Source organism: Planctomycetota bacterium (assembly GCA_018242585.1).
In the GTDB taxonomy this organism is placed as follows: Bacteria; Planctomycetota; Planctomycetia; order Pirellulales; family PNKZ01; genus JAFEBQ01.
Map to the genome: position 1 here is coordinate 1 of JAFEBQ010000049.1, position 12,963 is coordinate 12,963.

Here is a 12,963-nt window from a genome sequence, read left to right on the forward strand (position 1 = left end):
GGAATCGCTAGTAATCGCGGGTCAGCATACCGCGGTGAATGTGTTCCTGAGCCTTGTACACACCGCCCGTCAAGCCACGAAAGTGGGGGGCATCCGAAAGCGCCTTTGTAACCGCAAGGAGCTAAGCGCCTAAGATGAACTCCGCGATTGGGACTAAGTCGTAACAAGGTAGCCGTAGGGGAACCTGCGGCTGGATCACCTCCTTTCTAAGGATTCTTCTGGCAGGTCTTCGGACCTGTCGGATACATCGTGCGACGCAAGTCGTTCGATGGATTGTGGAGATGAACTTGTGTTGGCACTTGGGGTCGGTTGACCTGCGAAAGCAGGGCAACAGCTACCAGATCACGTCATGAACGAAGCCCGTTGGAGCGAGCCAGCTCCAACGGGCTTTTTTTATGCGCGTGGACCGTCATGGCGTCGGTTCTCTCTGGCGCTGGTGGAGCGTCGCCCGCCTGGCAGACGAGTTTGAATCGCGCACCCTTGATCCGCCGCGCGTGGGGGGCCTTAATCAGGCGTTTTCGAGCCGCTGATGCCGCCTGAGATCAAGGCTTCCCGTGCTATAGTCGCTTAGGGGAAATAGTGTCGGCAATTTGCCCGCCCGGCGGCTTGTGGCCGGCAGGCTTCAATACGGTGTTGCCGTGGCCAACTCGGCGACGCTCGCTCTTAGCCACTTGGTCAGGTCTTGGCCTGTCTGGGGCGGTAGTTTTTTCTCGGTGTCAGGCAATGCGGCTTTCCGTCAATCTTTCCGATTCACGCTATGGCTGGGCGACAACTCGTTTGCCCGCGTTGTTGGCGAGCGCGCCTTCACGCTTGGTGTTTGACATTGGCGCCGGGGCCGAAATGATGCGCGCTCCGGTGCAAAACTCGGGTGGCGCCTGGCATGGCTTCGATCTGGTCCCCCATTCGCCCGAGGTGGTTCGCTGGGATCTCGATCAGGCTTGTCCCGAGGAAACGGTGTCGGCGGGCGTGGCGCTAATGCTCGACGTGCTTGAGCACCTGGACAATCCAGGGCTCGGGCTCAAGAACGTGGCGAGGTCTCTTCTGCCTGGTGGATACCTGCTGCTGACCATGCCCAATCCGCGCTGGAGTCGCAGCCGCTTCTTCGCCTTGGCGTCGGGTTGGCCCAGTTGCTTTACGCAGGCCGACTTGGAGAACAATCACCACGTGTTCACCCCTTGGCCACATATTGTCGAATGGCTGTTGACCGACGCCGGCTTTGCGGTCGAGCAGTATGTCACTTTGGATGGCCGCACGGCCTGGCCCGGTGCGCCGTTTAACTGGCGGTACCCCGCGCGGTGGATATTCGCCGCGATGTGTCGTTGGATCGAACGCCGCGACGCGACTGCTTGCGGCATGAGTTACGGCATCGTGGCCCAAAAGGTTGGCCAAACGACGTACTGAGTGCGGTCTTCTTGGACGCTAAGCGTGGCACCGGATTTGTTTGCGGATCTTTCCGGCAGCATGGGTAGTTGGTCAGTGGGAATATGAACGCACTGCCTGATCTCATCTGACTCTGGCTGGCGATTTGGCCGTCGCTGGTTGCGCAAATTGCGCTGCACGAGTTGGGGCACGTCGTCGCCGGCCCCCTACCAGCGCAAGCAATCGCATGGATGCGACATGGTTGTACCCAGGCAAATGCCAGGGGTGTGTCGCCAGATGTTATCATGCGCGGACATGAGAAGTCGCTTTCGCCAAACTTTACGAACGCTTTGCTTTTGCATGAGCCGTATCAGCCGACCAATCGCGATTGAAACTCAGCGGCAACGCAGGCTGACGCATTGCCCATCGCGAGTTGCGTGCATAGCCGTAATGGTGGCCCTGGCACTTGTTGCCAAGCCTCTCGCTGTTTGTGCTGCCGAGCCGCATTACGCGCTGGAACTCACCGCGCCGCGGCACATGACTGGGACTTACAGCTTTGAAATTTCGACCCAGCACATGACCGTCGAGCGCTGGACAATCTTCGCGGCCGAGGCGCCCCGGTTCACCTGGCAATACAACGCGACGACGCAACTACTCCCCGAGGGAAAGACGGCCGAAGATTTCAGCGATCGGCACCGCCATTTGCTGCAGAGTGATGCCATCGTCAAATCAGGTGAACGCCAACACCGGTTCCGGGGTGAGGTGGTCGTGACGGCCCAACTTCGCGGCCGGCGACTGGTCCAGCGGAAGCCCGAGGTGAAGTATTACGCCCCCGGCGAACTGTCGGGCTCGGAACTTGAGCATTCGCTGGCTGCGACGCCGACGGTCGATTTCACGCGCGAAGAGTTTCGCCACTGGCAAGTAAAGCATGGGCTCACGCGTCACGCCGGCGAAGACACGATCGGCTTCGCCCGTCGCGTCTTTCTCCATCTGCGCAAGTCGCTGACGTACGAGTATCACACCAAGATGGACCGCTCGGCGCAGCACGTTTGCCAGGCGGGTGTTTCCGACTGCGCCGGGATGAGCGCCCTGTTTGTCGCGTGCCTGCGGGCCAACAAAGTGCCGGCGCGAATGATTGCCGGCCACTGGGCCAAATCGACTGACGCGAAGGTTCTGATGGATGGCAAAGTCTACAACCAACAGCACGTCAAAGCCGAGTTCTTTGTCGTCGACGTCGGCTGGATTCCCGTCGACGTGTCGAGCGGGGTGCAGCGCGACCATTCCGAGCACGGCTTGGAATACTTTGGCTGGTCCGGGGCCGATTTTTTCACCATGCACCTCGACTACGATCTGGAAGTCGACGTGCCACGCCAAGGACGCAAGAAACTCGACGAGCTGCAGTCCTTCCACTACTACGTCTGGGGTGTTGGCAAGCTGGACGACGCGGAAATCACGTCGACATGGACCGTCACCGAAGATGTCCACGAAAAAACGCGCGCTGCCGAGTGATCGAGCCGCTCAATAAGTGGGCGACTCGTCAATCGAGCTTGATTGGCGGCAGCTCGCCGCGGCGCGGCAATTGTTCGCTGCTGTTGCCGCTCGACGCGCCGGTGCCTGAATCGAGCGGAACCGACCCCGGTGGTTTGCGCTGGATGGGGTCGCGGGTTTCGCGCGCATCGGCTTGTCGCTGGGGTCCGCCGGGCTGGCGCGCCGCACGCTGCGCACGAATTTCCAGTCGCGCCGCTTCGGCCACTTTGGCTGACGGCAGGACAACGCACAGTTTTTCATCGCTGGCGATCAGCTCGGGGCAGACCATCGACTCGGCATGCTCGGCACAGGCGTAGGTCGACAAATCAACCTCCTCGGGCCAACTTTTGAAATACAACGCGATATTGCCGGCCAGGCACAGTAGGGCAACCCAGAACAACGGCCCCCATAGGAAAATCGACAGAAAAAAGAACAAGAAGAAGCCACCCAGGCTCGCCCCGACAAAACTCGCCGGCGTCTCGAAGTGCCGGATCGTCCGGTCGTAGGCCTTGGGTTGAAGCCCTTCTTCCTTGCCACAGACGACGCATTGTTTGGGCAGCGCAACTTTCCACTGGCCTTCGTCGCAGTAAGGCTTGGACTGGTAGGTCACCAGCCGGTTGCGGAATTCGGGCGTGGCCATCCACTGCATCCAGACCCGCAGGTGGAGCCAAACGCGTTCGAGCGTCGGCTTGCTGTGTTCCCAGACTTTGTGGCCCAAGTGCGGACCTTTGGGCTCGGCGGGCGTGGGGGCTGGGGTCGGTGACAGCGCATCCATAGTGAAAAGCTGCTCAGGGTGATAACAATTCGCAGGGCGTTTCGGGGGCTAGAGTTTCCGCCTGGGCTTTGCTACTGTTTTATTGTATCTGGCCTCAGCTTGCTGCTGCTAGCGGCGGCCGCAAATGGCTGCTGCCGCCTGGGCTTCGGTCGCCGCTTGGCTTTGAGTTGGAGTCAGCGGGCGGGCCAATCGATCAGCAAGCCGCAGCCTACCAAGGTTAATACATCCTCGCCGAGCAATCACCATGAAGCAAGCCATTGCCGGAGTTGCCCCGCCGACCCTTGGTGAAGTGACCACGATGGTTACCTGGCCCAGCATGGCCTCGACCGCGATTGGTCGCTTCCTGGGGGGCTTGTTTCAGATTCGTTTCGGCGTCGGCAGCGTGCTGACCGTGGGCAACTTGCTGGCCCTGGCGACCATTCCGCTGACCATGACGATCTACCTGGTGCGGATTTTCCCCTGGTTCACGCGCCGCTATCGCTTGACCAACAAGCGTGTCGTCGTCGAACGGGGCTTGCCGCCGCGTGCAGAACGCTGGGTCGAATTGTCGAACTTCGACGCCATCGAAGTCGTCGTTCGCCCGGGCCAGGAGTGGTACCCGGCTGGCGATCTGATCTTTCGCAAGGGTCCGACCGAGACGCTGCGCCTGGAAGGGGTGCTACGGCCGGAAACCTTTCGGCAAACCTGCCTGAAAGCACAACGGGCGTTCGCAGGCGTCAGTCAAGCGTTGCAGAGCGCGTGACGAGCCTGATGCGGCAGGCAGAATGACCAATGACCAAATCGCAATGACCAAGTCCTGACGGAATTGGTCATTGGTGCTTGGACATTGTGGCTTAAGCGCAGCGCCAACTGGGTGCTAGCGAGACCCTCACGACGCTGCTATAATCCGACCTTCAGCAGCGCAAAAAAAGAGGGCCCTTGTTCGCCGGGACAAGGACCCTCACAGGCTGTCCGGATATACGTGGCGCGCGAGCACCAAGTCGATCCAGAGACCCACAGCCGTATTCAGCTATCGAACGCCTTGCGCACAGACTTTAGGTTATCGCTGGTTGATGCTCTGCGCCGACCGCGCGTGCCGTCACCGCCCGTCGTGGACAGCAAAGCTTAACAGGAAGGCTATGCGTCAAAGCTCTGAAGTGCTCTCGCCGCCCGTTGAAACACGCGAACAAAAACCCCAAAGCGACTGAGGAATCTTCATGACCTGGCTCGCGAAACTGGCCTTGGAAGACGGCAGCGTTTTTACCGGCGAGGGCTTTGGCGCTCAGGGGGAAGTTGACGGTGAGGTCTGCTTCAATACCTCGATGACCGGCTACCAGGAAATCCTCACCGATCCGAGTTATCGCGGACAAATTGTCACGATGACCTATCCGGAAATCGGCAACTACGGCATCAATCCCGACGACGTCGAAAGCGGCAAGCCCCACTTGGCCGGCTTTGTGGTGCGAAACCTCAGTCGCCGGGTCAGTAACTTCCGCGCGGAAGGGGCGCTCGATGAGTACCTGGCACGGCATGGCATCGTCGGCATCTCGGGCATCGACACCCGGGCGCTGGTGCGAACCATTCGCAGCCGTGGCGCCATGAAGGGGATTCTCAGCACCAAGGATCTGGACGATGCCAGCCTGGTACACAAAGCGCGAAAGAGTCCCGGCCTGGTCGGTCGCGATCTGGTGCGCGAGGTGATGCCTGAGCAATCGTGCGAGTGGGAAGAGCCGCTCCATCCGCTGGCCGTGTTGAGTCCGACGACGCCGGGAGACGAGCACTTCCACGTCGTGGCGCTCGACTATGGCATGAAGTGGAACATCGCACGCCACCTGGCCGACATGGGTTGCCGTGTGACCGTTATGCCCGGCCGCTCGACCGCCGAGCAGGTGCTGGCCCAGAATCCGGACGGCGTTTTCCTGTCGAACGGCCCCGGCGACCCCGAGCCGTTGACCTATGCCGTCGATACGATCCGCGATCTGGTGGGCAAGAAGCCGATCTTTGGCATTTGCCTGGGGCATCAACTGCTGAGCCTGGCGCTGGGGGCCCACACGTTCAAGCTCAAGTTCGGCCACCGGGGCGCGAACCAGCCCGTGTTCAACGAGCTGACCGGCACGGTTGAAATCACCTCGCAGAATCACGGCTTTGCCGTGGCCGAGGATTCGCTGCCGCCGTTCGTCGAAGTGACCCACCGCAATCTGAACGACGGCACGATTGAAGGGATTCGGCACAAAGAATTGCCGGCCTTCAGCGTGCAGTACCACCCCGAAGCCTCAGCCGGCCCGCACGACAGCAGCTACCTGTTCAACGAGTTCCGCGAAGCGATGACGGGACAGCTGCGGTAAAAGACTCGCCACGGAGGCACTGAGGCGCGGAGGGCAGCACGGAGGGGAATGAGAAAAGGAAGCGGAGCGCGCGGGCCTTTGGCCCTGCGGCTAATCGGGAACACGATATAAGGTTCCGCCTCCTTTCGACTCTTTTAATTCCTCTCTGACGTCCCCACTCGCCCCAGCCCCACTGCGCATTTTCCTCCGTGCAAATCTCCGGGTCTCAGTGCCTCCGTGGCTAATCTGACGGAGCACTCGTTAAAACTCGGCACTACCCGGCGTGCGGGGGAAGGGGATCACGTCGCGGATGTTCCCCATGCCGCTGATGAACTGAATGGCCCGTTCCAGTCCCAGGCCGAAGCCCGCGTGGGGCACCGTGCCGTAGCGCCGCAGGTCGGAATACCACCAGTAGTTCGCTGCCTCGAGCCCTTGCTCGGCCATCCGCTGTTCCAGCACGTCGAGCCGTTCTTCGCGCTGGCTGCCGCCGATGATCTCGCCCACCTTCGGGACCAGGATGTCCATCGCCCGGACCGTGCGGCCGTCGTCGTTCACGCGCATGTAAAACGGTTTGATCGTCCGCGGATAGTCATACAGGATCACCGGCCGGCCAAACTTCTTTTCGGCCAGGTAGCGTTCGTGTTCAGCCTGCAGGTCGCGGCCCCATTCGACCGGGTACTCAAACTTCTCGCCTGACTTCTCCAACAGCGAAACGGCCTCGGTGTATGACAGTCGCTCGAACTGGCTGTTCACAATCCCTTCGAGCGTGGCGATCACCGTGTTGTCGATGCGGGTGTTGAACAGTTGCATGTCCTCGCCGCAGCGGGCGAGCACATCGGCGAAGATTCGCTTCAGGAACTTCTCGGCAATGTCCATGTTGTCGGTCAGCTCGAAGAAAGCCATCTCCGGCTCGACCATCCAGAACTCGGCCAGATGCCGCGACGTGTTCGAGTTCTCGGCCCGGAACGTCGGGCCAAACGTGTAAATCTTGCCCAAAGCGCAGGCGAAGATTTCGCCTTGTAGTTGACCGCTGACGGTCAAGTACGCCGGCTTGTGGAAGAAATCGTGCGTGTAGTCGACCGCGCCGTTGGCCTTGGGCACTTTGCCCAGGTCCATCGTCGTGACGCGGAACATTTCGCCGGCCCCTTCACAGTCGCTGGCCGTGATGATCGGCGTGTGAATGTACAGAAAGCCCTGTTCCTGAAAGAATGCGTGGATCGACTGGCAAACCTGGTTGCGTACACGGGCGATCGCGCCGAACGTGTTGGTGCGCGGCCGCAAATGAGCAATCGTCCGCAGAAACTCCCACGAGTGCTGTTTCTTTTGCAGCGGGTAGGTTTCCTGGTCCGCGGTGCCATGCACCCGCACGGCCGAGGCGTGGACCTCGGTGGCTTGCCCCTTGGCTGGTGACGCCTTGACCAGCCCTTCAACGCTGATGCTGTAGCCAGCGCCCAGGTGCTTAAGCTCGGATTCGTAGTTCGACAGATTGCCGTCGGCGACGACCTGGATGTTGCCCAGACAGCTTCCGTCGTTCAGCTCGATGAAGCTGAAACCGGCCTTGCTGTCGCGCCGCGTACGGACCCAACCCTGCAGGAGCACTTGCTTGTCGACCGCTTCGGCTTGCCGCGCTTCGCGCACGCTCAGCTTTTCCATTCGGACCGTCCTTGTGGCGAACGCCTGGCCCGGCTTAACGATTGGGTTCGACGTGTGCCCGGACCAGCACGATCGTCTCGACGTCCTTCGCCCCCTTGCGCGGCAACAGCTTGCCCAGCAGCTTGGGCTTCTCGGCTTGCTCGATACTTTGCCGCGAAACGCCGGCCAGGACAAGTGTTTTGCCCGGCGGCAGTTCGCAATTGGCGTTCACCGCCATTTTGTGCAGCTTGGGGACGCTGATCCCGTTGACGCGCAGCCCTGCATCGTAGCGAGCTTCGTTGTTTTCCAGGTGAACCGCCAGCGCGATCTCGCCACCGGGCTTCACTTCGGGGGTCACCTTGGCTTCCAGGCCGACGGGCTTGTTCTCGAAGGTGAAGCTCTTGTTGGGGCCCGCCTGTGGCACGGGAATTTCGCCCCCTGACCGAACCACCGCGGTGCGCCCCGATCGGGTCAAAACCTGCGGCGCAGCCAACACCTTGATTGTTTGCTTGCGGCGCAACGTATCGATTTCCGTGAACAGCGGCGACGAGTTCTCGACGACGCCGATGGCGCTCAACACGGTGTCCCCTTCCAACTGCTCGGACTGGGCTGTGTTCGCGGGCAGGTACTGCGTCAGCCCCTTCACGGTGCCGGCCGGGACTTCGATGATCTCGAACTTGATGGCGACTTGCGGCTCTTTGGCCGGAGCAGGTTGCTGCGCCAATGAAGGAGCGGCGCACGAGCAGAGCAATACGATCATAGCGGCACGCGACATGACACGTTCCTCCTTGAACGTCATCTGTTACGGCAGGGGACAAAACAGCGGAAATCAATCGCTTAGTCTCGGCCGACGGCCAGTGAGCGTCAATGTCAGTCGGCGGAGCGAGTCGCGCTTGCTAGCACTACTGTTCGGCTCGGCTGCCGACTTTCGCTAGCAATTGCCCTGCTTAGTGATGCTCGGCCAGGAAACGTTCAGCATCCAGAGCCGCCATACAGCCGCTGCCCGCGCTGGTGATCGCCTGGCGATAGTAGTCGTCGGCAACGTCCCCAGCGGCAAACACCCCCGGCACGCTGGTGTAGGTTCGCTGAGCGGTGGTGAGCTTGATGTACTGCTTGTCGTTCATCTCCAACTGACCGCCCAGGAACTCGGTATTCGGCGTGTGGCCGATGGCCAGGAACACACCGCTGGCCGGGTAATCGCTCGACTTCTTGGTGTTCACATTGCCGAGGGTGACCGACGTGACCCCTTCCTTGTCATTGCCGCAGACTTCTTCCAGCACGCTGTTCCAGGCGAATTCGATCTTGGGGTTGTTCTTGGCCCGCTCGGCCATGATCTTGGACGCACGCAATTGATCACGCCGGTGGACCATGACCACCTTGCTGGCGAACTTCGTCAGATACGACGCCTCTTCCACGGCCGAGTCGCCACCGCCGACCACCACCAACGGCTTGTTGCGAAAGCGCGGCAATGCGCCGTCGCATACGGCACAGGCGCTGACGCCCCGATTCTTGTACGCTTCTTCGCTGGGCAGGCCCAGGTAGTTCGCCTTGGCCCCCGTGGCGATAATGACGGACAAGGCTTCGACCGTTTCGCCCGCCGCGGCAGACAGCTTGAACGGCCGCCGGCTGAAGTCGACGCGCTCGATGTCGTCGCCGACCACTCGGGTGCCAAAGTTGATCGCCTGTTCCTTCATCAGCGCGACCAGTTCGGTCCCTTGGACCGCGTAGTGAGGCTGGCCATTCTTTTCGTGACCCTTGGGGGCCGGCGGCAGGACGTATTGCCGCTCCGCAGCGATAGCCGTTTCGACCAGCGCGCGAACATTGCCCACCGGGAAGCCGGGGTAGTTCTCCACCTCGGTCGTGAATGCCAATTGCCCCAGCGGCACCATGTCGGGCTTGATCGTCCCTTCATAGACCAACGGTTGCAACTCGGCACGCGCGGCATAGATGGCGGCTGACCAGGCGGCCGGGCCGCTCCCGATAATCACGACGTTTTCAGGCAACGGTGCTTCCCTTCATAGTGCGGCTTTGTCATTTGCAGGGCGGCGCGTCCTGTGGACGAACCACCGACGCTCGGTGAATCGAAAATTATAGGGCTGCAAGGTTCCTCGTCCACCGGCACGTGTGACATCGCCGCCGCGCGATAGCACGCCGGTCCCGCTGTCCGCTGGGTGTTGCCATTTCGCCACGTTGGCCGCCGCCCCAAGTCATGGCCAGCGCATGAGTTGCACGCCGATGCCACGGCTAAATGGCCGCCACGGGCCCGGTTGCGTACTGTTCAGATAACAGAGCCGCGCGCAATTCTCGGCGTAAAGCCACGTTGTCAGTTTTCGCGGGCTCGGGTTATGTTCAGCCCCAGGTCATGCTGCCCGCGCCGCCGCTCGTCGTGCCATTTCAGCCAGAGGAGCCTTTGCTATGGCGTCAACCACTCAAGCTCCGTGGATCGGACGTGTGTTGATCGGCGGCCACTGGCAAGCCGGCGGCAATGGTTCGACCTTCGAGAATCGCAACCCGGCCCAGGCCGACGAGGTGCTGGGCGTCTATCCGCGCTGCAAGGGCAGCGAAGCCGCCGCCGCCATCGAGGCCGCCCGCGCGGCGTTGCCTGGCTGGCGACGCACCAGCCGGATCAAGCGCGGCGAGTGCCTGGCCAAGCTGGCCGACTTGATCGAGCGCAATGTGCCTGAACTGGCCGCCGTACTGGCCCGCGAAAGTGGCAAGATCTTCGACGAGGCCAAAGCCGAGGTGATCGAAGGACTGCACATGGTCCAGTACGTCATCGGTACCGCGCGCCAGCCGACCGGTTCGGTCGTCGAATCGGAGATCGAGGCCAAGGACCTGTACATTCGCCGCAAGCCGCGTGGTGTGGTGGCGGTAATCACGCCTTGGAACTTTCCCTTCGCGGTCCCGTTGTGGATGATCGGGCCGAGTCTGATCGAAGGGAACACCGTGGTGTTCAAGCCTTCGGAAGAAACGCCCGAGATCGGCCAGCGACTGGCCCACTTGTGTCACGAGGCGGGCATCCCGGCCGGCGTGCTGAACCTGGTGCATGGCCTGGGGGAAGAAGTCGGCGAGGCGATCATCCAGCACGACGAAGTCGACGTGATCTGCTTCACCGGCAGTTACGATGTCGGCGCGCACATTCGCCAAGTCGCCGCCAAGAGCGATCACAAGACGTGCGCCTGCGAGATGGGCTCGAAAAGCGCGGTCATCATCTGCCAGGACGCGAGGCTCGATCTGGCGGTGCCTGCCGCCGTGCTGAGCGCCTTCAAGACCACGGGCCAGCGCTGCGTGTCGGCTGGCCGGGTGATTGTTCATCGGAGCTTGCTGCACTCGTTCGAGAACGAATTCGTCTCGCGCGTGCAGCAATTGCGATTTGCCGATCCGTTCGAGCAAGGGGCGTTTGCCGGCCCGCTGATCAACCAATCGGCGCTGAAGAAAGTCGAGAAATACAACGAGTTGGCCCACCAGGAAGGGGCGGATGTGCTGTTGGACGGCGAGCGGATGACCGACGCCGAGCATCACGCCGGCTGGTTCATGGAACCGTTTGTCTATCGCCAGGAATACAAGCCGGGCTTGCGCACGATTCGCGAAGAGGTCTTCGGCCCGCATCTGGCTATCATTCCTTACGACACCGACGAGGAAGCGGTCAAGATTTACAATGACACGCGCTACGGGCTGTCGATGGCCGTGATTACCGAAGATTACCGCCGCTGGCGCATGTTTCGCGACGAATGCGAGTACGGCATGGGGTACGTCAACCTGCCGTGCATCGGCGCCGAGGTTCACTTGCCCTTTGGCGGCGTCAAGCGCAGCGGCAACGGCCAGCCGTCGGCCGCGGCCCTGGTCGACTCGGTGACGCACAAGATTTCGTTCACGGTGAACCACGCCCACGGCATCACGATGGCCCAAGGCATGAGTTCCGCCGTGGCCGACGCGAAGCAGCACAACGGCAAGCCAAGCGAGAAGAAATGAACCATTAGTCCCCAACCCGAGCAGGGATGCGCACCGTGCCGGCGGCGGGTGACTCTCACGAAGGGAGAGCAGCATGAAACGCGCCAGCCAACTCACATTCAATCCCTCGGCGCCGGTCCTGGTGACCGAGTTGCCCGGCCCCAAGGCCCAGGCCTGGGTGGCTCGCGATCGGCAGCGGCTTAGCCCTTCGTACACTCGCGACTATCCGCTGGTCGCGGCCAGCGGCTCGGGCTGCACCATCGAAGACGTCGACGGGAACCGGTTCCTCGACTTCACCGCCGGCATTGCCGTGACCTCGACCGGTCATTGCCATCCCGAGGTGGTCGGGGCCATTGCGCAGCAGGCCGAGCGGCTGATCCACATGTCCGGGACCGATTTCTACTACGCCCCCGAAATTGAACTGGCCGAGCGGCTGGCGGGGCTCGCGCCGGCAGGCTGCGAGTGGCGCGTCTTCTTCACGAACAGCGGCGCCGAGACCAACGAGGCGGCCCTCAAGCTGGCCCGGTGGCACACGGGCCGCCAGCGGATCATCGCGTTCAACGGCGCGTTTCACGGGCGGACATGTGGCGCGCTGTCGATCTCGGGGTCCAAGGCGGTCCATTCGCGCGGGTTTGGGCCGCTTTTGGCCGGTGTGCATCGCTTGCCGTTCGATTGCACGCGGGCCGAGTTGAATCAATTGCTGGCCACGTCGGCGCCGGCCGAGGAAGTGGCGGCAATCTTTGTCGAACCGATGCAAGGGGAAGGGGGGTATCGGCCTGCTTCGCCCGAGTTCTTGCCGATGCTCCGCGAGGTGTGCGACCAACACGGGATCATGCTGGTGGTCGACGAGGTGCAATCGGGCATGGGGCGCACCGGCCGCTGGTTTGCCTTTCAGCACTGGAACATCGTCCCCGATATGATCAGTTCGGCCAAGGGAATCGCCAGCGGACTGCCGCTGGGAGCTTTGATCGCTAAAGCCGAAATCATGGACTGGCCGCCGGGGGCTCACGCCTCGACATTTGGCGGCAACCCGGTGAGCTGTGCCGCATCGCTCAAGACGATTGAGTTAATCGAGCACGAGTTCCTGACCGCCGCGGCTGTCCGAGGGGCGCAGCTGCGCGCCGCTTTGGAAGGATTGGCCGCCGAGTTTTCCTGCATCGTGCGGCCACGTGGGCTGGGGTTGATGCAAGCCGTCGACGTGGTCGGCCCGCAAGGTGACGACCGAGTGCGGCGCGACGCGATCATTCAGGCCACATTCCGCCGCGGGCTGCTGATGCTAGGCTGTGGCAGCGTTGGGCTGCGATTCTGTCCAGCGCTGTGCGTGACCGCCGAGCAGATCAACACGGCGATGCAGATTCTGCGCGAAGCAATTCGCGAAGTGCTTTAACTCATCACAGGCTTTGTGCGAACCCTTCT

At 61.8% G+C, this 12,963-nt stretch carries 10 protein-coding genes and 1 rRNA gene; 7 read left to right on the forward strand and 4 right to left on the reverse strand.

Translation table 11 applies throughout. The features are described 5' to 3' along the window. From JSS27_20565 to JSS27_20575, 3 genes are all read left to right on the forward strand, one after another. Positions 1-206 (forward strand): 16S ribosomal RNA (locus tag JSS27_20565); the annotation flags it as partial. 517 nt (positions 207-723) lie between these two features. Next, complete coding sequence (locus JSS27_20570; GenBank protein ID MBS0211344.1) at positions 724-1,401, forward strand: methyltransferase domain-containing protein; 678 nt, start codon at positions 724-726, stop codon at positions 1,399-1,401. A 495-nt stretch (positions 1,402-1,896) separates the two neighbouring features. Continuing rightward, a complete protein-coding gene (locus JSS27_20575; protein MBS0211345.1) occupies positions 1,897-2,868 on the forward strand; it encodes a transglutaminase domain-containing protein in 972 nt (323 codons plus the stop codon). Positions 2,869-2,896: 28 nt separating this feature from the next. Here JSS27_20575 and JSS27_20580 read toward each other — a convergent pair whose 3' ends face one another. Next, a complete protein-coding gene (locus JSS27_20580; protein MBS0211346.1) occupies positions 2,897-3,661 on the reverse strand; it encodes a hypothetical protein in 765 nt (254 codons plus the stop codon). Positions 3,662-3,905: 244 nt separating this feature from the next. Here JSS27_20580 and JSS27_20585 point away from each other — a divergent pair, with 244 nt between their 5' ends. Both JSS27_20585 and carA read left to right on the forward strand, forming a co-directional pair. Beyond that, on the forward strand, positions 3,906-4,403 hold the full coding sequence (locus JSS27_20585) for a PH domain-containing protein (GenBank protein MBS0211347.1): 498 nt from the start codon (positions 3,906-3,908) through the stop codon (positions 4,401-4,403). A 454-nt stretch (positions 4,404-4,857) separates the two neighbouring features. Beyond that, entirely contained in the window at positions 4,858-5,985 is a 1,128-nt protein-coding gene (gene carA, locus JSS27_20590; GenBank protein ID MBS0211348.1) for a glutamine-hydrolyzing carbamoyl-phosphate synthase small subunit, read from the forward strand. A gap of 240 nt (positions 5,986-6,225) precedes the next feature. Here the strand turns inward: carA and asnS are convergent, their stop codons facing one another. The 3 genes from asnS to JSS27_20605 all read right to left on the reverse strand — a co-directional run bounded on the left by asnS (position 6,226) and on the right by JSS27_20605 (position 9,599). Next, positions 6,226-7,617, reverse strand: a complete 1,392-nt coding sequence (asnS, locus tag JSS27_20595) for an asparagine--tRNA ligase (protein ID MBS0211349.1) — start codon at positions 7,615-7,617, stop codon at positions 6,226-6,228. A gap of 34 nt (positions 7,618-7,651) precedes the next feature. Beyond that, entirely contained in the window at positions 7,652-8,371 is a 720-nt protein-coding gene (locus tag JSS27_20600) for a hypothetical protein (protein ID MBS0211350.1), read from the reverse strand. Positions 8,372-8,543: 172 nt separating this feature from the next. Beyond that, a complete protein-coding gene (locus tag JSS27_20605; GenBank protein MBS0211351.1) occupies positions 8,544-9,599 on the reverse strand; it encodes an FAD-dependent oxidoreductase in 1,056 nt (351 codons plus the stop codon). A 412-nt stretch (positions 9,600-10,011) separates the two neighbouring features. Between JSS27_20605 and JSS27_20610 the strand changes: the two genes are divergently transcribed. Further along, complete coding sequence (locus JSS27_20610) at positions 10,012-11,568, forward strand: aldehyde dehydrogenase family protein (protein MBS0211352.1); 1,557 nt, start codon at positions 10,012-10,014, stop codon at positions 11,566-11,568. Between the two features lie 73 nt (positions 11,569-11,641). Continuing rightward, entirely contained in the window at positions 11,642-12,934 is a 1,293-nt protein-coding gene (locus tag JSS27_20615) for an aminotransferase class III-fold pyridoxal phosphate-dependent enzyme (GenBank protein MBS0211353.1), read from the forward strand. Positions 12,935-12,963 lie beyond the last annotated feature (29 nt).